Source organism: Pseudothauera nasutitermitis (assembly GCF_004801295.1).
GTDB classification, from domain to species: domain Bacteria; phylum Pseudomonadota; class Gammaproteobacteria; order Burkholderiales; family Rhodocyclaceae; genus Pseudothauera; species Pseudothauera nasutitermitis.
Window position 1 is genome coordinate 141,694 of record NZ_SSOC01000008.1, and the last position, 17,309, is coordinate 159,002.

The 17,309-nt window shown below is 67.8% G+C and carries 18 protein-coding genes, 1 tRNA gene and 1 other RNA gene; 15 read left to right on the forward strand and 5 right to left on the reverse strand.

The features are described from left to right. Window positions 1-291: 291 nt before the first annotated feature. From rnpB to rsmI, 4 genes are all read right to left on the reverse strand, one after another. Window positions 292-840, reverse strand: an RNA gene (gene rnpB, locus E6C76_RS19820) — RNase P RNA component class A. A gap of 25 nt (window positions 841-865) precedes the next feature. After that, window positions 866-1,279, reverse strand: coding sequence for a hypothetical protein (locus E6C76_RS19825; protein WP_136349991.1), 414 nt, complete (start codon window positions 1,277-1,279; stop codon window positions 866-868). Window positions 1,280-1,294: 15 nt separating this feature from the next. Next, window positions 1,295-2,329, reverse strand: coding sequence for a dihydroorotase (gene pyrC, locus E6C76_RS19830; protein ID WP_136349992.1), 1,035 nt, complete (start codon window positions 2,327-2,329; stop codon window positions 1,295-1,297). Between the two features lie 60 nt (window positions 2,330-2,389). Beyond that, a complete protein-coding gene (rsmI, locus tag E6C76_RS19835; RefSeq protein ID WP_136349993.1) occupies window positions 2,390-3,250 on the reverse strand; it encodes a 16S rRNA (cytidine(1402)-2'-O)-methyltransferase in 861 nt (286 codons plus the stop codon). Between rsmI and E6C76_RS19840 the strand changes: the two genes are divergently transcribed. The 8 genes from E6C76_RS19840 (at window position 3,249) to E6C76_RS19875 (ending at window position 9,969) form a co-directional block, all read left to right on the forward strand. Next, the gene (locus E6C76_RS19840; protein ID WP_136349994.1) at window positions 3,249-3,662 is read left to right on the forward strand and encodes a YraN family protein; all 414 of its coding nucleotides are present in this window, start codon (window positions 3,249-3,251) and stop codon (window positions 3,660-3,662) included. The genes rsmI and E6C76_RS19840 overlap by 2 nt on opposite strands. Before the next feature lie 165 nt (window positions 3,663-3,827). Then, window positions 3,828-4,421: a phosphoheptose isomerase gene (locus E6C76_RS19845; protein ID WP_136349995.1), complete on the forward strand. Its 594-nt coding sequence runs from the start codon at window positions 3,828-3,830 to the stop codon at window positions 4,419-4,421. Continuing rightward, window positions 4,421-5,065 carry a BON domain-containing protein gene (locus E6C76_RS19850; RefSeq protein ID WP_408003499.1) on the forward strand — a complete coding sequence of 215 codons (645 nt, stop codon included), beginning with the start codon at window positions 4,421-4,423 and terminating at the stop codon, window positions 5,063-5,065. Before E6C76_RS19845 ends, E6C76_RS19850 begins: the two co-directional genes overlap by 1 nt. A 138-nt stretch (window positions 5,066-5,203) precedes the next feature. Continuing rightward, window positions 5,204-5,416 (forward strand): 30S ribosomal protein S21, encoded by a 213-nt coding sequence (gene rpsU / locus E6C76_RS19855; protein WP_002924646.1) that lies wholly within the window; start codon window positions 5,204-5,206, stop codon window positions 5,414-5,416. Window positions 5,417-5,511: 95 nt separating this feature from the next. Then, complete coding sequence (locus E6C76_RS19860; RefSeq protein WP_136349997.1) at window positions 5,512-5,961, forward strand: GatB/YqeY domain-containing protein; 450 nt, start codon at window positions 5,512-5,514, stop codon at window positions 5,959-5,961. 31 nt (window positions 5,962-5,992) lie between these two features. Beyond that, window positions 5,993-7,810 carry a DNA primase gene (dnaG, locus tag E6C76_RS19865; protein WP_136349998.1) on the forward strand — a complete coding sequence of 606 codons (1,818 nt, stop codon included), beginning with the start codon at window positions 5,993-5,995 and terminating at the stop codon, window positions 7,808-7,810. A gap of 59 nt (window positions 7,811-7,869) precedes the next feature. After that, on the forward strand, window positions 7,870-9,861 hold the full coding sequence (gene rpoD / locus E6C76_RS19870) for an RNA polymerase sigma factor RpoD (RefSeq protein WP_136349999.1): 1,992 nt from the start codon (window positions 7,870-7,872) through the stop codon (window positions 9,859-9,861). Window positions 9,862-9,892: 31 nt separating this feature from the next. Further along, window positions 9,893-9,969 (forward strand) — tRNA-Ile (locus E6C76_RS19875). A gap of 61 nt (window positions 9,970-10,030) precedes the next feature. Here E6C76_RS19875 and mpl read toward each other — a convergent pair. Then, a complete protein-coding gene (gene mpl / locus E6C76_RS19880) occupies window positions 10,031-11,383 on the reverse strand; it encodes a UDP-N-acetylmuramate:L-alanyl-gamma-D-glutamyl-meso-diaminopimelate ligase (RefSeq protein ID WP_136350000.1) in 1,353 nt (450 codons plus the stop codon). A 99-nt stretch (window positions 11,384-11,482) separates the two neighbouring features. Here mpl and E6C76_RS19885 point away from each other — a divergent pair, with 99 nt between their 5' ends. The 7 genes from E6C76_RS19885 to E6C76_RS22590 all read left to right on the forward strand — a co-directional run bounded on the left by E6C76_RS19885 (window position 11,483) and on the right by E6C76_RS22590 (window position 17,295). Beyond that, entirely contained in the window at window positions 11,483-12,088 is a 606-nt protein-coding gene (locus tag E6C76_RS19885) for a hypothetical protein (RefSeq protein ID WP_136350001.1), read from the forward strand. Further along, window positions 12,085-12,633, forward strand: coding sequence for a TlpA family protein disulfide reductase (locus tag E6C76_RS19890; RefSeq protein WP_136350002.1), 549 nt, complete (start codon window positions 12,085-12,087; stop codon window positions 12,631-12,633). Before E6C76_RS19885 ends, E6C76_RS19890 begins: the two co-directional genes overlap by 4 nt. Window positions 12,634-12,701: 68 nt before the next feature. Further along, window positions 12,702-13,199, forward strand: a complete 498-nt coding sequence (gene aroQ, locus E6C76_RS19895; RefSeq protein ID WP_136350003.1) for a type II 3-dehydroquinate dehydratase — start codon at window positions 12,702-12,704, stop codon at window positions 13,197-13,199. Window positions 13,200-13,251: 52 nt separating this feature from the next. Continuing rightward, window positions 13,252-13,689, forward strand: coding sequence for an acetyl-CoA carboxylase biotin carboxyl carrier protein (gene accB, locus E6C76_RS19900; protein ID WP_136350004.1), 438 nt, complete (start codon window positions 13,252-13,254; stop codon window positions 13,687-13,689). Between the two features lie 7 nt (window positions 13,690-13,696). Continuing rightward, window positions 13,697-15,058: an acetyl-CoA carboxylase biotin carboxylase subunit gene (gene accC, locus E6C76_RS19905; protein ID WP_136350005.1), complete on the forward strand. Its 1,362-nt coding sequence runs from the start codon at window positions 13,697-13,699 to the stop codon at window positions 15,056-15,058. A gap of 12 nt (window positions 15,059-15,070) precedes the next feature. Then, a complete protein-coding gene (gene prmA, locus E6C76_RS19910) occupies window positions 15,071-15,973 on the forward strand; it encodes a 50S ribosomal protein L11 methyltransferase (RefSeq protein ID WP_136350006.1) in 903 nt (300 codons plus the stop codon). Next, on the forward strand, window positions 15,970-17,295 hold the full coding sequence (locus E6C76_RS22590; RefSeq protein ID WP_136350007.1) for a DUF3426 domain-containing protein: 1,326 nt from the start codon (window positions 15,970-15,972) through the stop codon (window positions 17,293-17,295). Before prmA ends, E6C76_RS22590 begins: the two co-directional genes overlap by 4 nt. Window positions 17,296-17,309: the final 14 nt, after the last annotated feature.

Genomic DNA, 17,309 nt, shown 5'->3' on the forward strand with positions numbered 1-17,309 from the left:
CTTTAGAGTAAAGCCACAACCCGGTCAAGGCGCGTACCACGGGCTTTCCCGTTGTTACACAATGACTTACGGAGAAAATGCGGCGCACAATAATTCCTGAAAAATCAAGGAACATAGCGCGCGTTCATGAGAAACAGGTGTAGGTTTGCCGCCACCGCGGAACGCGGTGGGGGAAAGTGGGAAAAGCTTCCCGGAAAAACGCCGTTTCGGGCAGAAAACGCCGGCCGGAACACACCGGCGGACATCTGGAACGGCGAAAGCGTCCCCGGAGCGGGCACGCGAAGAATGGGAGAAGGAAGTCCGCCGATAAGCCGGGTTCTGTCGAACGCCACGAACCGGAGTCCGCGGCGCCGGGCAATCATTCCTCTGGGCGCCGCGTTGCCGCGGCGCTCAAGCAGCCTACCCGGGAGCAGCGCGAGCCACGCCATCGCTCCCCTATTTGGCCTTGCCCCGGATGGGGTTTGCCGTGCCGGTCCTGTTGCCAGTCCCGCGGTGGGCTCTTACCCGCCAAGGCTTTCGCCCTGGCCGCTGACGCGCTTACGCGCGCCACCGCACCGTTTCACCCTTGCCTGTGCTTTTCGAAGAGCAAGCTCTTCAAAGGACTTTGCCGCCTGTCGGCGGCGAAGCCCTTCCGCGAAGAAACGCCACCCGAAGGCGACCTCCTCCACGAAGGGGACTTTGCCGCCTGTCGGCGGCGAAGCCCAAGCCATCGGCGGTCTGCTCTCTGTTGCACTTTCCGTCGCCTCGCGGCGCCCGGCCGTTAGCCGGCATCCTGCTCTGCGGGGCCCGGACTTTCCTCCACGCGCCACGAGGGCGCGCAGCGATTGCCTGGCGGACTTCCGGCAGGGATTATAGCGCGTGGCGATCAGCCGCCGGCGGGCACGAAGGCGGGCTTGCCGTCGCGCAGCCGGAAAGTGCCGACCAGCGCGCCCGGCGGCGGGCCGTCATGGGCCCAATCCTGCACCAGGCAACGCTCGGTGCTCGCCAGATACCAGTGCTGCCCCTGGCGCAGCGCCCACAGCAGATCTCCGGCTTCGTACACGTCCACCTCCGCCAGTTCGACGCCGCCGGGATGGATGCCGACCCTGCGCTGGCAATGCGGCAGACGCGAAACCACCACCGCCTGGTCGATCTCCTCACTCCAGAAATACGCCTGCTCGCGCACCAGGATCACCGCATGCTGGCTGCCTTCCACCATGAACGCGGTGGCGCTGTTCTCGCAGGCGACCAGCAGCGGGATGGCGGCCAGCAACAGCAGACGGGAAAGTAGTTTCGGCATTGAAGCGCTCCGTACTCAGACCAGCCGCCAGGCGACCGCTTCGCCCGCGCGCAGCGGCACCAGCGGATCGTTTTCCAGATAGTCGAAGGTCTGCGGCACCGTCCAGGCATCACGCGCAAGGGTGATGGTGTCCGGATTCGGCGGCAGGCCATAGAACGCCGGCCCATTGAGGCTGGCGAAGGATTCCAGCCGGTCGAGCGCGCCAGCCGCATCGAAGGCTTCGGCGTACAACTCGATGCCGGCATGCGCGGTGTAGCAGCCGGCACAGCCGCAGGCCGCTTCCTTGGCGCCGCGCGCATGGGGGGCCGAGTCGGTACCCAGGAAGAACTTGCGGCTGCCCGAGGTGACCGCCTCGACCAGCGCACGGCGGTGCGTTTCACGCTTGAGCACGGGCAGGCAGTAGTGGTGCGGACGGATTCCGCCGGCGAAGATGGCATTGCGGTTGAGCAGCAGGTGGTGCGCGGTGACCGTGGCGCCCACGTTGTCACCGGACTCCCGCACGAAGGCGGCCGCCTCGGCGGTGGTGATGTGCTCGAACACCACGCGCAATGCGGGGAATCGCCCGACCAGGGGAGCCAGCACGCGATCGATGAAGACCTTCTCGCGGTCAAATACATCCACCTCTGCGCCGGTCGCCTCGCCATGCACGCACAGCACCAGCCCGACCTTCTCCATGCGTTCGAGCAGCGGATGGATCTTCTCGATGGCGGTCACCCCGGCATCCGAATTGGTCGTGGCACCCGCCGGGTAGAGCTTGGCGGCCACCACCGCGCCGCTGTCGCGCGCGCGCTCGATCTCGTCGGGCGGCGTGTTGTCGGTCAGATAGAGGCTCATCAGCGGCTCGAAACGCGCGCCGGCCGGCACCGCCGCGAGGATGCGCGCACGATACTCGAGCGCCTGCGCGGCGGTGACCACCGGCGGGCGCAGGTTGGGCATGATCAGCGCCCGCCCGAAACGGCGCGCACTATGCGGCACCACGGCGCGCAGGGCGGCGCCGTCGCGCACGTGCAGATGCCAGTCGTCGGGGCGGGTCAGAGTGATCGAGGTCATGCGCGGCAAATCCATACGAAACGATGGGAATCAGGCTAAGCGACCCATTATAGGCGGGGATCACCCGCCCTTGAGCGCCAGCGCGCGGGCATACAGCGCCTTGCGCGGCGCGCCGGTGATCTCGGCCGCCAGCCGGGCGGCGCTCTTCACCGGCAGTTCTTCCAGCAGCAGGCCGAGTACGCGCTCCGCCTCGCCATCCAGCCCCTCCACGGGCGGCGCGCCCTCCACCACCAGCACGAACTCGCCGCGCACATGATTGGCGTCGCTCGCCAGCCAGGCGGCCGCCTCGCCGAGCGGCAGCAGCACGCTCTGCTCATGCAGCTTGGTGAGTTCGCGGGCGATCAGCACCCGGCGCTGCGCGCCGAATTCGGCGCGCAGATCATCGACGCATTCGGCGATGCGGTGCGGCGCCTCGTAGAACACCAGCGCATCGGCATCCTCGCGCAGCACCGCAAGCGCCGCGCGGCGCGCGGCCGAGCGCGGCGGCAGGAAGCCGACGAAGCGGAAACCGCCCCCGGCGAATCCACTCACCGACAGCGCGGCCACCGCCGCGCACGGCCCCGGCACGGCAATCACCGGATGACCGGCCTCGCGCACCCGCGCCACCGCCCGCGCGCCCGGATCGGAAATGGCAGGCGTGCCGGCGTCGCTGATCAGGGCCACCGACTCCCCTTCTCCCAGCAGCCGGATCACCTGCTCGGCGGCCCCCCGCTCGTTGTGTTCATGCAGGGCGAGCAGCCGCGCCCGGATGCCGAAGGCATCGAGCAGGCGCTGGCTGTGCCGCGTATCCTCGGCGGCGATCGCGCCCACGGCACCGAGTACCGCCGCCGCGCGCGGCGACAGGTCCCCCAGGTTCCCCAGCGGCGTGGCCACCACGTACAATGACGGCGTACTAGACAGCGCGGCAGCCCCGTGGCCCATGAACCGATTCCTCAATCGCGGACAAAGACCGATTGTCGGCGCGCCCAAGGCCGATGCGCAAGCACGCGGACGTGCCGCCGAGGAACTCGCGGCGCGTCATCTCGCCCGCCAGGGCGTGCGCATCCTCGCGCGCAACGTGCATTGCCGGGGCGGTGAAATCGACCTGATCGGCCTGCACGACGGCACCCTGGTGTTCTTCGAAGTCCGCCTGCGCGCCGACGAACGCTTCGGCGGCGCGGCGGACAGCCTCACTGCACGCAAGCGCCGGCGCGTCGTGCTGGCCGCGCGCTGGTGGCTGGCCGGCGCCGGCCGCGCCCATGCCGAGCGCCCTTGCCGCTTCGACGCGATCCTGCTGCGCGCGCTGGACGAAACCACCCTGCGCTGGATTCGCGGCGCCTTCGACGCGGATTGAGCCATCCTCGCCGCCGCGCGCATCGTAAATTCCTGTAAGGGCGGAAACCCGCGCCAACCCGCACGAGTTACAGTGCGCCGCGTATCCAACCATGCACGACGGCAAGACGGCCACGCCGCCATGCTAGACTTCCGCCCCCGTATTCGAGCCCCAGCCGGACCGACCATGGACCTGATCGAACGCATCTCCCGCCAGTTTCAGGACAGCGCGCAGACCAAGCTCGCCGCCGTCGATGCACTGGCCGCGCCGCTCGCCGACGCGATCGAGGCGATGACCCAGTGCCTGCTCAACAACGGCAAGATCCTGGCCTGCGGCAACGGCGGCTCGGCCGCTGACGCGCAGCACTTCGCCGCCGAGCTGCTCAACCGTTTCGAGATGGAGCGTCCGCCGCTCGCCGCCGTGGCGCTGACCACCGACAGCTCCACGCTGACCTCGATCGCCAACGATTACGACTACGGCCAGGTGTTCTCCAAGCAGGTCCGCGCGCTCGGCCAGCCCGGCGACGTGCTGCTGGCGATCTCCACCAGCGGCAATTCGCCCAACGTCATGCAGGCCATCGACGCCGCGCATGAACGCGACATGCGCGTGGTGGCGCTGACCGGCAAGGGCGGCGGCCGCATGGGAGAACAGCTGCGCCCGGACGATGTCCACCTGTGTGTTCCGGCCGATCGCACCGCGCGTATCCAGGAAGTCCACCTGCTCACGCTGCACTGCCTGTGCGACGGCATCGATTGTCTGCTGCTCGGAGTCGAAGAATGATGAACCAACAACAATCCGCCACCTTCACCCGTCGCAAGACCCTGCTGACCCTGCTCGCGCTCGGCGCCACGCCAGCCCTGCAGGGCTGCTTCCCGGTCGTGGCCACCGGCGTGGCCGCCGGCGCCGCGATGGTCGCCGACCGGCGCACCTCCGGCTCCTATGTGGAAGACGAAGGCATCGAATGGCGCACCCGCTCGCGCATCCGCGAACGCTTCGGCGACAGCGTCAACATCAGCGTCACCTCCTACAACCGCAATGTGCTGCTGACCGGCGAAGTCCCCAACGAACAGGTCCGCACGGAGGCCGAACAGATCGCCACCGCCGTGGCCAACGTGCGCGCGGTGATGAACGAGACCCGCGTGGCCGGCATCAGCACGTTGAGCGCGCGCGCCAACGACACGATGATCACCTCCAAGGTCAAGGCCCGCTTCGTCGACGACAACTCCTTCGGCACCCACCACGTCAAGGTGGTCACCGAGGCTGGCACGGTGTTCCTGATGGGGCTGGTGACACGCGCCGAAGCGGACGCCGCCACCGAGGTCGCGCGCACCACCGCCGGCGTGCAGAAGGTTGTCCGCGTGTTCGAATACATCAGCGCCGAAGAAGCCAAGCGGCTGGACGCACGGGTCGGCGAGAGCAAGTAGAAGCGGGCTTGCCCACGATACGGCGTTTCCGGGTGCCAATGACGCCTTGTCGCGGGCAACGCTCCTACGCTTGGCTTGAACACCGAACATGGTTATAATCGCGCCCTTTCTGTTCACCAGACACTCAAGGAAACCCTCATGCCGGGTATTCGCGTCAAAGAAAACGAGCCGTTTGAAGTTGCGATCCGCCGTTTCAAGCGCACGATCGAAAAGACCGGTGTGCTGACCGAACTGCGCTCGCGCGAGTTCTACGAAAAGCCCACCGCCGAGCGCAAGCGCAAGCTGGCCGCCGCCGTCAAGCGCAACCACAAGCGCCTGCGCAGCCAGACCCTGCCGCCGAAGCTGTACTGATCCCGCACCGGCAAGCGCCGGCTGCCACCGCACCGAGAGCCGATCGAATGGTCGCGTTCCGGTGCGGTTTCGCATTTCTCGACCAGGAGCAAGACATGTCCCTCAGGAGCCGTATCCAGGATGACATGAAGGCCGCCCTGCGCGCCAAGGAAAGCGCCCGGCTGGCAGCCATCCGCCTGCTGCTCGCCGCGATCAAGCAGCGCGAGGTCGACGAGCGCATTGCCGAACTGGACGACCAGGCGGTACTGGCCACCATCGAGAAGCTGGTCAAGCAGCGCCGCGACGCCGCCGCCCAGTACGAAGCCGCCGGCCGCGCGGAACTCGCCGCCGCCGAACGTTTCGAGATCGAGGTGCTGTCCGCCTACCTCCCGGCCCGCCTGACGGAAGCCGAGATCACCGCGGAGATCGACGCCGCGCTGGCCGCCAGCGGTGCCTCCACGGCCGCCGACATGGGCCGCGCGATGGCCGTGCTCAAGCCCCGCCTGGCCGGCAAGGCCGACATGGGCGAGGTCTCGCGCCTGCTGCGCGCCCGCCTGTCCGCCTGACCCGCCGCCCCTACGCGGCCCCACGCCGCCGATGATTCCCCAGGCCTTCATCCAGGATCTGCTTGCCCGCGTCGACATCGTCGAGGTCATCGAACGCTACCTGCCGCTGAAGAAGGGCGGCGCCAACTACTTCGCCTGCTGCCCCTTCCACGGCGAAAAATCCCCCTCGTTCTCGGTCAGCCCCAGCAAGCAGTTCTATCACTGCTTCGGTTGCGGCGCGCACGGCAGCGCCCTGGGTTTCCTGATGGAATACAGCGGACTGAGCTTCGTCGAGGCCATCAAGGAACTGGCTGCCCAGGTCGGCATGCAGGTGCCCGACGACGGCAAATTCACCGCGCGCGCCGACGACGGGCGCGACCAGTTGCTCGACGCCATGAGCGCGGCCGCGCGCTTCTACCGCGACCAGCTCAAGCACAGCCAAAACGCCATCGACTACCTGAAGCGGCGTGGCGTCAGCGGCGAGGTCGCCGCGCGCTTCGGCATCGGCTACGCGCCGGACGCCTGGCAATCGCTCGACAAGGTGTTCACCGAATACCGCGCCAAGCACCTGCTCGACGCCGGCCTGGTGATCGACAACGATCAAGGACGGCGCTACGACCGCTTCCGCGACCGCATCATGTTCCCCATCCTGGACCGGCGCGGACGCGTGATCGCCTTCGGCGGACGCATCCTGGAGCAGGGCGAACCCAAGTACCTGAACTCGCCGGAAACCCCGCTGTTCGAAAAGGGCCGCGAACTGTACGGCCTGTTCCAGGCACAGAAGGCCATCCGCGACGCCGGCTTCGCGCTCGTCGTCGAAGGCTACATGGACGTCGTCGCGCTCGCCCAGTTCGGCGTCGGCAACGCGGTGGCCGCGCTTGGCACGGCCACCACGCCGCATCACATCAACACCCTGCTGCGCCAGACCGACCGCGTGGTGTTCTGCTTCGATGGCGACGCGGCCGGACGCAAGGCGGCCTGGCGCGCCCTGGAAAACGCGCTCGAAGCCCTGCGCGACGACGCCACGCTGGCCTTCCTGTTCCTGCCGGAAGAGCACGACCCGGACTCCTTCGTGCGCGCGGAAGGCGCCGACGCCTTCCTGCACGCCGCGCGCAACGCTACCCCGCTGGCCGCCTTCCTGATCCAGAACCTGCGCACGCAGTGCGACATGGACAGCGCGGAAGGCCGCGCGCGCTTCGTCCATGAAGCGCGCCCGCTGGTCAGCCGGATCGCCGCACCGCTGCTGCGCCTGCAACTGCTCAAGATGGTGGCCGAGGAAAGCGCGCTGACCCAGCACGAGGTCGAACAAGCCTTCGGCCTGCAGGCCCCGACGCAGCGCAGCCAATCCCGCCCCGGCGGAGAATCCCGCACGCCGCGCGCCGCCCCCCGGGGCAATGCCCGCTTCGGCAGCGCGCGCTTCGGCGGCACCCGCCGCCCGCCATCACTGGTCGATGCCCTGCTGCGCCTGGTGCTGCACCACCCGCATCGCGCGGCGCGCCTGCCGGTCGGCCTGATTCCCGGCGATTCGGCCGAATCGCGCGCGCTGGTGGCGATCATCGACGCCATCGAGGTGGGCGACCTCAACCCCTCCTGCGGACTCGGCGCCCTCGTCGAGCGCTTCCGCGAGAGCGAGCACGGCGACACGCTGGCCCGCGTGGCGAGCGAGTTGATGGAAGAGGAGTTCGACGACGCATCGGTTGAAACCTTGTTCGAGGACACTCTGCGCAAATTGCAGGCCGATGCCGTGGCCGCCGAAATCGCCCGTCTGACCGCGCTCGCGGCCGAAGGCGGGCTGGACGCCACCGGCCGCCACCGCCTCGCGGAACTGCTGCTGGAGAAGCGGAACCTGAGCCCAGCCGGCAAAGTCTGAGTTTTTTAGTATAATTCCCTGTTTACTCAATTAGTCAGCCCCCTGAACCGAGGAGCGTTATGGCCCGCGACAAGACCAAGGATTCGCGCAAGGACGGCGCACGAGGCAAGTCCTCCAAAGCCGGCAAGGCCGCACAGGTCACCGAAAGCCCGCAGGTTTCTCCGCTCGACGCCGAAGTGCGTCGCACCCGGCTGAAGACCCTGATCACGCTCGGCAAGGAGCGCGGCTACCTGACCTACGCCGAGATCAGCGACCACCTGCCCGACGACGTGGCGGACGCCGAACAGATCGAAGGCATCATCGCCACCTTCAACAACATGAACATCCAGGTCTTCGACGAGGCACCGGCCTCCGAGGATCTGCTGATGTCGGACAACGTGCCGTCCACCGTGGACGCCGACGAAGCCGAGGAAGAAGCCGAGCAGGCGCTGTCCTCCGTCGACTCCGAGTTCGGCCGTACCACCGACCCGGTGCGCATGTACATGCGCGAGATGGGCACGGTGGAACTGCTCACCCGCGAAGGCGAGATCGAGATCGCCAAGCGCATCGAGGATGGTCTCAAGCACATGGTGCTGGCCATCTCCGCGTGCCCGACCACGATCACCGAAATGCTCGCAATCGCCGACAAGGTGTCGCGCGAGGAGATGCGCATCGATGAACTGATCGACGGGCTGATCGACCCCAACGGCGGCGAGGAGGCCCAACTGGCCGACGGCGCCTCTTCCGAAGACGGCGACGACGCCAGCGGCGACGGCGATGCCGACGGCGACGAGAGCGAAGACGAGAGCGACGACGATTCCGGCGACAGCGACAGCGCCAGCGCGGCCTCTCTGCTGAAGCTCAAGACCGAGGGCCTGCAGCGCTTCGAAACCATCCGCGGGCTGTACGACAAGATGATGGTGTCGCTGGCCAAGAAGGGCTCGCAGGACAAGACCTACCTGAAGATCCAGCAGCAGATCTCCGACGAACTGCTCAACATCCGCTTCACCGCCAAGGCCATCGAAAAGCTGTGCGACGCGGTGCGCCACATGGTCGAGCAGGTGCGCGGCCACGAGCGCCACATCCTGCAGCTGTGCGTGGACCGCGCCGGCATGCCGCGCGCCCACTTCATCAAGGTCTTCCCCGGCAAGGAAACCGACCTCGACTGGCTCAAGAACGAGATCGCCGCCGGCAAGAGCTACGCCGAGGCCCTGATCCGCATCCACCCGGCCGTGCTCGAGGAGCAGCAGAAGCTCATCGACCTGCAGGAACGCATCGGCATTCCGCTGAAGGAACTCAAGGACATCAACCGCCAGATGTCCACCGGCGAGGCCAAGATGCGCCGCGCCAAGCGCGAGATGACCGAGGCCAACCTGCGCCTGGTGATCTCCATCGCCAAGAAGTACACCAACCGCGGCCTGCAGTTCCTCGATCTGATCCAGGAAGGCAACATCGGCCTGATGAAGGCGGTGGACAAGTTCGAATACCGCCGCGGCTACAAATTCTCCACCTACGCCACGTGGTGGATCCGCCAGGCCATCACGCGCTCGATCGCCGACCAGGCGCGCACCATCCGCATCCCGGTGCACATGATCGAGACCATCAACAAGATGAACCGCATCAGCCGGCAGATCCTCCAGGAAACCGGGCAGGAGCCCGATCCGGCCACCCTGGCGGAAAAGATGGACATGCCGGAGGACAAGATCCGCAAGATCATGAAGATCTCCAAGGAGCCCATCTCCATGGAGACCCCGATCGGCGACGACGACGACTCCCATCTGGGCGACTTCATCGAGGACACCGCCACCCTGGCGCCGGCCGACGCGGCCATGTACTCCAGCCTGCGCGACGCCACCGGCGAAGTGCTCGATTCGCTGACCCCGCGCGAAGCCAAGGTGCTGCGCATGCGCTTCGGCATCGAAATGAACACCGACCACACGCTGGAAGAGGTCGGCAAGCAGTTCGACGTCACCCGCGAGCGCATCCGCCAGATCGAAGCCAAGGCCCTGCGCAAGCTGCGCCACCCCAGCCGCTCCGAGCGCCTGCGCAGCTTCCTCGACAGCGACGCCTGAGTCCTCCCGCGCCCGCCCCGTGCGGGCGCGCGGGCCTTTAGCTCAATCGGTTAGAGCAGAGGACTCATAATCCTTTGGTTGCGGGTTCGAGTCCCGCAGGGCCCACCAGCAATGCAAAACGCCAGCCTCCGGGCTGGCGTTTCCCCATTCACCACAACGCTCCGGGCATTCAGGGCGCCGCGCGCAACGCGGCCAGCAGCTTCTCGTGCACGCCGCCGAAGCCGCCGTTGCTCATCACCAGCACGTGATCGCCCGGCCGCGCCGCCGTGCGCACGGCGGCCACCAGATCGTCCAGGCTTGCATGGCAGCTCGCGCGTTCGCCCAGCGGCACCAGCGCTTCGGCCGCATCCCAGCCCAGCCCGGCGGTATGGCAGAACACCTGGTCGGCGCCCTCCAGGCTTGCCGGCAGGCGCGCCTTCATGACCCCCAGCTTCATCGTGTTGGAACGCGGCTCCAGCACCGCCAGGATACGCCCGGCGGACGCCCGGCGGCGCAGCCCGTCGATGGTCAGCGCGATGGCCGTGGGATGGTGGGCGAAATCGTCGTACACCGTGACCCCGCCGGCCTGGCCACGCGTCTCCAGGCGGCGCTTGATGCCTTCGAAACGCGCCAGGCTGGCGATGGCCTGGGCCGGCGGCACGCCCACGTGGCGAGCGGCGGCGATGGCCGCGAGCGCATTGGCGCGGTTGTGGCGCCCCGCCAGCGGCATGGCCACGCGCCCCAGTTCCTCGCCGGCCAGGCGGAATACCGCCTCCCCCTCATCCGTACCCGCCGCCGCGGACCAGCCGGCCGGATCGTCGAACCACTCCAGTTCGGACCAGCAGCCCCGCTCCAGCACGCGCTTGAGCGCTTCCTCCGCGGCGTTGGCGACGATGCGCCCGCTCCCGGGCAGAATGCGCACGAGATGGTGGAACTGCGTCTCGATCGCCGCCAGATCCGCGAAGATGTCCGCATGATCGAATTCGAGGTTGTTGAGGATCGCGGTGCGCGGCCGGTAATGCACGAATTTCGAGCGCTTGTCGCAGAACGCCGTGTCGTACTCGTCCGCCTCGATGACGAAGAACGATGAATCGGTCAGCCGCGCGGACACGCCAAAATTCTTCGGCACCCCGCCGACCAGAAAGCCCGGGTTCAGCCCGGCATCCTCCAGCATCCAGGCGAGCAGCGAGGTGGTCGTGGTCTTGCCATGCGTGCCGGCCACCGCCAGCACCCAGCGCCCGGCCAGCACGTGCTCGGCCAGCCATTGCGGGCCGGATACATACGGCAGACCGCGATCGAGGATCGCTTCCAGCAACGGATTGCCACGCGAGATGGCATTGCCGACCACGAACACGTCGGGCGCCAGATCGATCTGCGCCGGGTCGTAGCCCTCGGTGAGCGCGATGCCCTGCTCCGCCAGCTGCGTGCTCATCGGCGGATAGACATTGGCGTCGCAGCCGGTGACGGTATGGCCCGCGGCACGCGCGAGCAGCGCGATGCCGCCCATGAAGGTGCCGCAGATGCCGAGGATGTGGATGTGCATGAAGACTCCGCGCGAACCCGCCGATACGCCGGAATGGCGCCCCGCGGCCAGTGTAGAATGGCCGGCATTCTACCCGATGGCACCTTGCCGCCCGCGACCATGCCCCCACGAGCCAGCTCGCCCCGAACCGGCACCCTGCGGCGTGAAATTGCCGCGCTCGCCGCCCGCATGATGGCCGAGGATGGCATCAGCGATTACGGCTTCGCCAAACGCAAGGCCGCCCGCCAACTGGGCGCCGGTGAAGGCGAAACGCTGCCGACCAATGCCGAGATCGAAACCGAACTGCGTGCCTGGCAGTCCATCTACCAGGATGAGGAACAGGCCGAACGGCTGCATGAAATGCGCACCGCCGCCGTCGAGGTGATGCGCTGGCTGGCCGATTTCCGCCCCTATCTCACCGGCGGCGTACTCGACGGCACCGCCGGGCGCTACGCCGAGATCGAAATCGAGCTGTTCCCGGAAAGCGCCAAGGAGGTGGAAATCTTCTTCCTCAACCAGAACGCCGCGTACGAGCACCGCGTCTCGCGCCACCCCGGCCCCAACCCGCCGGAAGCGGTGCTCACGCTCGACTGGGACGAATTGCCGGTACGCCTGTCGATCTTCTCCCCGGGCGCCGGGCGCGGCGCCCGCAAACCGCAGGAACGCGCCCGCCTCCAGCAGGTCGAAACCTTGCTCGACACCCCCAGCCCCGCTACCGCACCATGAAACGCTCCACGCAATTCCTGCTCATCGGCATCGTCGCCGCGGCTGCCGCAACGGCCGGTTATCTGACCCGCGGCACGCCCCCCGCTCCCGCAGCCGCGGCACAGGACATCGAAATCGCCCAGGAAGCCGGCGGCGCCCTGCTCGCCCTCACGCTGCCCGATCTCGACGGCACCCCCCAAGCGCTGGCGCAATGGCAGGGCAAGGTGCTGGTATTGAATTTCTGGGCGACCTGGTGCCCCCCCTGCCGCAAGGAAATCCCCGACTTCTCCGCCGTCAGCGCGCGGATGAGCGGAGAGCCGGTGCAGTTCGTCGGCCTGTCCATCGACAGCGCCGAAAAGGTGCGTGCGTTCCAGGATGAATTCCAGGTGCCCTACCCGCTGCTGATCGGCGGCAACGACACCCTGCAGTTGACCACGGCGCTGGGCAACCCCTCGCAAGGTCTGCCTTTCACCGTCCTGGTCGGTCGCGACGGACGAATCGCACAAATCAAGCTCGGCACCTTGAAAGAGGACGAACTCGAGCGCAGAATCCGCACATTGCTGTAGCGCAGCATCTTCCGGGCAAATAGCGCCGGACTGGACAAAATGTTGCGATTTGCGGCAAACTTGCCGGCATGACGCGCTCAAAACGCAGCCAAAAGACCCAGTCGGCACCGCCCCCGGCGGCTCGCATCCTGGTTCTCCACGGTCCCAATCTCAACCTCCTCGGCACCCGCGAACCGGACATCTACGGTCGCACCACCCTGGCGGACATCCACGCCGCCATGGAAGCCCGGGCCAAGGCCGAAGCCGTCCTGGTCGAATCCTTCCAGAGCAATCACGAAGGACAACTGATCGACCGCGTCCAGGCGGCCGCTGCGGAAAGCGTCAGTTTCATCATCATCAACCCGGCGGGCTACACCCACACCAGCGTCGCACTGCGCGACGCCCTGGCGGCGGTGGCCATTCCGTACGTCGAGGTGCACCTGTCCAACGTCCATGCGCGCGAGCCGTTCCGGCGGCATTCGTACTTCTCCGACCGCGCGGCCGGCGTCATCTGCGGACTGGGTGCCTACGGCTACATGGCCGCACTGGAGTTCGCCCTCTCGCGCCTGCGGGAAGCACAACCCTAAGAAACCATCCCTGGCGGCGCCCGCCCGGGTGCCGTTCTGTCCGGAGAACAACATGGATCTGCGCAAGCTGAAGAAACTGATCGACCTCGTTCAGGAATCGGGTATTTCCGAACTGGAAGTGACCGAAGGCGAGGAAAAGGTGCGCATCGCCAAGCATCTGGCCGCTGCCCCGCAAGCCACCTACGTGGCCCAGGTACCGGCGGCCGCGCCGGCCGCTGCCGCCCCCGCCGCACCGGCCGAGGACGCACTGCCCGCCGGCCATATCGTCAAGTCGCCGATGGTCGGCACCTTCTATCGCGCCTCCTCGCCGGGCGGCAAGCCCTTCGTCGATGTGGGCCAGAGCGTCTCCGAGGGCGACGCGCTGTGCATCATCGAAGCGATGAAGCTGATGAACGAGATCGAAGCCGACGCCTCGGGCGTGGTCAAGGCCATCCTGGTCGACAACGGCGAACCGGTCGAATACGGCCAGCCGCTGTTCGTCATCGGCTGATCGAATCATGTTCGAGAAGATTCTGATCGCCAACCGGGGGGAGATCGCGTTGCGCGTGCTGCGCGCGTGCCGCGAACTCGGCATCCGCACGGTGGCCGTGCATTCCGAGGCCGACACCGAAGCCAAGTACGTCAAGCTCGCCGACGAGTCGGTGTGCATCGGCCCGGCGCCCTCCGGGCAGAGCTACCTGAACGTGCCGGCCATCATCTCGGCCGCCGAGGTCACCGACGCCGAGGCCATCCACCCCGGCTACGGCTTCCTCTCCGAGAACGCCGATTTCGCCGAGCGCGTCGAGCAGTCCGGCTTCGTGTTCATCGGCCCGCGTCCCGACACCATCCGCCTGATGGGCGACAAGGTGTCCGCCAAGGATGCGATGAAGGCCGCCGGCGTGCCCTGCGTGCCCGGCTCGGAAGGCGCGCTGCCGGACGACCCCAAGGAAATCGTCAAGATCGCCCGCGCCATCGGCTATCCGGTGATCATCAAGGCGGCGGGCGGCGGCGGCGGGCGTGGCATGCGCGTGGTGCATACCGAGGCGGCCCTGCTCAACGCGGTCACCACCACCCGTTCGGAAGCCGCGGCGGCGTTCGGCAATCCCATCGTGTACATGGAGAAGTTCCTGGAGAATCCACGCCACGTGGAGATCCAGGTGCTCGCCGACCAGCACGGCAACGCGGTGTATCTGGGCGAGCGCGACTGCTCCATGCAGCGCCGCCACCAGAAGGTCATCGAGGAGGCGCCCGCGCCGGGCATCGAACGCCGCCTGATCGCCCGCATCGGCGAACGCTGCGCCGAGGCCTGCCGCAAGATCGGCTACCGTGGCGCCGGCACCTTCGAGTTCCTGTACGAAAACAGCGAGTTCTACTTCATCGAGATGAACACCCGCGTGCAGGTCGAACACCCGGTCACCGAAATGATCACCGGCATCGACATCGTGCAGACGCAGATCCGCGTGGCCGCCGGCGAGAAGCTGAGCTTCAAGCAGCGCGACATCGAGTTCCGCGGACATTCCATCGAATGCCGCATCAATGCCGAGGATCCGTTCAAGTTCACCCCCTCGCCCGGGCGCATCACCAACTGGCACACCCCCGGCGGGCCGGGCATCCGCGTCGATTCGCACGTCTACAACAACTACACCGTGCCGCCGCACTACGACTCGATGATCGGCAAGCTGATCGCCTATGGCGACACCCGCGAGCAGGCCATCCGCCGCATGCGCATCGCCCTGTCGGAAATGGCGGTTTCCGGCATCAAGACCAACGTGCCCCTGCACCAGGAGCTGATGCTGGACGCGCGCTTCATCGAAGGCGGCACCAGCATCCACTACCTGGAGCACAAGCTGGCCGAGCGCAGCGAAGTCAAGAAGACCTGAGGCATCCGCACGATGTGGCTTTCCGTCATCCTGCAGGCCGATTCCGCCAGGGCCGAAGCGCTCTCCGACGCGCTGATGGACGCCGGTGCCCTGTCAGTGGGCATCGAGGACGCGGACGCCGGCACCGAGGCGGAAAAGCCGCAGTTCGGCGAACCCGGCCACCACCCCACCCAGCTGTGGGACCATAGCCGGGTGGTCGCGCTGTTCGACGCCGAAGCCGATCTCGCCAGCGCGCTTGCGGCCGCCGCCAGCGCGGCCGGCTTCGACGCGGTGCCGCCGTTCACGCTGGAAGAAGTCGCCGAGCAGAACTGGGTGAGCCTCACGCAAAGCCAGTTCGAACCCATCCACATCACCGACCGCCTGTGGATCGTGCCTTCCTGGCACGACGCACCCGACCCGGCGGCCATCAACATCGAACTCGACCCCGGCATGGCCTTCGGCACCGGCTCGCACCCCACCACGCGGCTGTGCCTGCAATGGCTGTGCGATGCGGTGCGCCCCGGCATGTCGGTGCTCGACTACGGCTGCGGCTCCGGCATCCTCGGCATCGCCGCGGCACGCCTGGAAGCCGGTGAAGTGCTCGGCGTGGATATCGACGACAAGGCCCTGCTCGCCGCCGCAGACAACGCCGAACGCAATGGCGTGCGCCTGGCCCTGCGCCATTCGCGCGAAACGCTCAACGAGCGCTTCGACCTGGTCGTCGCCAACATCCTCACCAACCCGCTGTGCGTGCTCGCCCCGCTGCTCAGCGCGCGCCTCGCCCCCGGCGGACGCATCGCCCTGTCCGGCGTGCTGGAAACCCAGACCGAACAGGTCATCGCCGCCTACGCCCCCTTCCTCGAACTGCGCATCGGCGCCACGCATGAGGGCTGGGCGCGCCTGGAAGGCCAGCGAAGGGAGCACGACGGGCCATGATGTTCGCCCGCTGCCCGGCCTGCCAGACGGTGTTCCGGGTTCGGCCGGAACAGCTGCGCGCCCGGCGCGGCGAAGTCCGCTGCGGACACTGCTTCAACCCCTTCAACGCGCTGGAACACCTGCTGACCGACGCCGAATCGGCCGCAGCGGCGGCGGGCGCGGCGCAGCCGTCCGGCGCCCAGGCCGCGCCCTCCACGCCCGCGCCTGCCGTGGAGACGGCCGCTCCGGCCGCGCCCCAGGCCTCTCCCGTCGTTCCGCCCAGCGCGGCACCGGAAACGCCCGCCCCGGCCGCTGCCGAACAGCCACCGGCCAGCAGCGTCCACGAGAACCCGGCGCTCGATTTCGAAATCCCCGAGGTCTGGCGCTCCCCCCGCGAGCGCCTGAAAGCCTCCACCGCGGAGACTTCTCCGTCCCCCGAACCCAGCGCACCCGCGGCTCCGTGGCCCGCGCTCGATGCGGACAAACCCGTGGAGTTCCAGGCTGCACAGCCGGAAGAGATTCCGGAGCCACCAGACACGCTGCCCACGCCGGATTTCGCTCCCAGTTCAGCACGCCGGCACGGCGCCGATGCGGACGCTCCCCTGCCGGACATCCAATCCTCCTTCTCGGCTGCGCTCGCACAGGCCGGCAGAGGACGCATCGAGCCGGGCGCACGCCAGGAAAGCACGCCCTCCCCGGATCCACAGCACGCCCCCCTTCCTGCCTGGACCGAGGAGACCCACGCGGACGCGCCCCCCCCCGCCGCCACCGACGCCGCGGCGGAAGCGGACGACGACACGGATGCGGAACACCAGCTCGCCCGCCTGGATCAGCGCTATGGCCCGGCGCCGGGCACAGCGGAACCACGCCGCTGGCTGGCCGGCCTGGGCGTGGGCGTGCTGCTGGGCGCGCTGGCGGCGCAGTCCGCCTATCTGTTCCGCCAGGAAATCACCCGCGCCCTCCCCTCGCTGCGCCCACTCTACCTGGCGGCCTGCCAGACCTTCGGTTGCACGCTGCCGCTGCCGCAGGACAGCGAACGCATCGGCATCGTCAATTCCGAACTGCAATCCGACCCGCGCGTGCCGGGCCGCTACATCCTGCACGCCAGCGTGCGCAACAACGCACCCTACCCGCAGGCCTGGCCGCAGCTCGAGCTCACGCTCACCGACACGGCCGACCGCCCGGTGGCCCGCCGCGTGCTCGCCCCGCAGGAATGGGCACATGCCGAAACCGCCAAACTGCGCGCCGGCTTCCCCGCCGGGCGGGATCAGACGGTGGAACTGCATTTCGACGCGCCCGAGGTAGCGCCGACCGGCTACCGGCTCTACATTTTCTATCCCTGAAGCGCCGCGCCGGG

What these genes read in the sequence shown, in the direction of transcription:
- E6C76_RS19825 (WP_136349991.1), bottom strand. Translation starts at nt 1,279, where the DNA reads ATGCCGAAACTACTTTCCCGTCTGCTGTTGCTGGCCGCCATCCCGCTG.
- pyrC (WP_136349992.1), bottom strand. Translation starts at nt 2,329, where the DNA reads ATGACCTCGATCACTCTGACCCGCCCCGACGACTGGCATCTGCACGTG.
- E6C76_RS19840 (WP_136349994.1), top strand. Translation starts at nt 3,249, where the DNA reads ATGAACCGATTCCTCAATCGCGGACAAAGACCGATTGTCGGCGCGCCC.
- rsmI (WP_136349993.1), bottom strand. Translation starts at nt 3,250, where the DNA reads ATGGGCCACGGGGCTGCCGCGCTGTCTAGTACGCCGTCATTGTACGTG.
- E6C76_RS19845 (WP_136349995.1), top strand. Translation starts at nt 3,828, where the DNA reads ATGGACCTGATCGAACGCATCTCCCGCCAGTTTCAGGACAGCGCGCAG.
- E6C76_RS19850 (WP_408003499.1), top strand. Translation starts at nt 4,421, where the DNA reads ATGAACCAACAACAATCCGCCACCTTCACCCGTCGCAAGACCCTGCTG.
- rpsU (WP_002924646.1), top strand. Translation starts at nt 5,204, where the DNA reads ATGCCGGGTATTCGCGTCAAAGAAAACGAGCCGTTTGAAGTTGCGATC.
- E6C76_RS19860 (WP_136349997.1), top strand. Translation starts at nt 5,512, where the DNA reads ATGTCCCTCAGGAGCCGTATCCAGGATGACATGAAGGCCGCCCTGCGC.
- dnaG (WP_136349998.1), top strand. Translation starts at nt 5,993, where the DNA reads ATGATTCCCCAGGCCTTCATCCAGGATCTGCTTGCCCGCGTCGACATC.
- rpoD (WP_136349999.1), top strand. Translation starts at nt 7,870, where the DNA reads ATGGCCCGCGACAAGACCAAGGATTCGCGCAAGGACGGCGCACGAGGC.
- mpl (WP_136350000.1), bottom strand. Translation starts at nt 11,383, where the DNA reads ATGCACATCCACATCCTCGGCATCTGCGGCACCTTCATGGGCGGCATC.
- E6C76_RS19885 (WP_136350001.1), top strand. Translation starts at nt 11,483, where the DNA reads ATGCCCCCACGAGCCAGCTCGCCCCGAACCGGCACCCTGCGGCGTGAA.
- E6C76_RS19890 (WP_136350002.1), top strand. Translation starts at nt 12,085, where the DNA reads ATGAAACGCTCCACGCAATTCCTGCTCATCGGCATCGTCGCCGCGGCT.
- aroQ (WP_136350003.1), top strand. Translation starts at nt 12,702, where the DNA reads ATGACGCGCTCAAAACGCAGCCAAAAGACCCAGTCGGCACCGCCCCCG.
- accB (WP_136350004.1), top strand. Translation starts at nt 13,252, where the DNA reads ATGGATCTGCGCAAGCTGAAGAAACTGATCGACCTCGTTCAGGAATCG.
- accC (WP_136350005.1), top strand. Translation starts at nt 13,697, where the DNA reads ATGTTCGAGAAGATTCTGATCGCCAACCGGGGGGAGATCGCGTTGCGC.
- prmA (WP_136350006.1), top strand. Translation starts at nt 15,071, where the DNA reads ATGTGGCTTTCCGTCATCCTGCAGGCCGATTCCGCCAGGGCCGAAGCG.
- E6C76_RS22590 (WP_136350007.1), top strand. Translation starts at nt 15,970, where the DNA reads ATGATGTTCGCCCGCTGCCCGGCCTGCCAGACGGTGTTCCGGGTTCGG.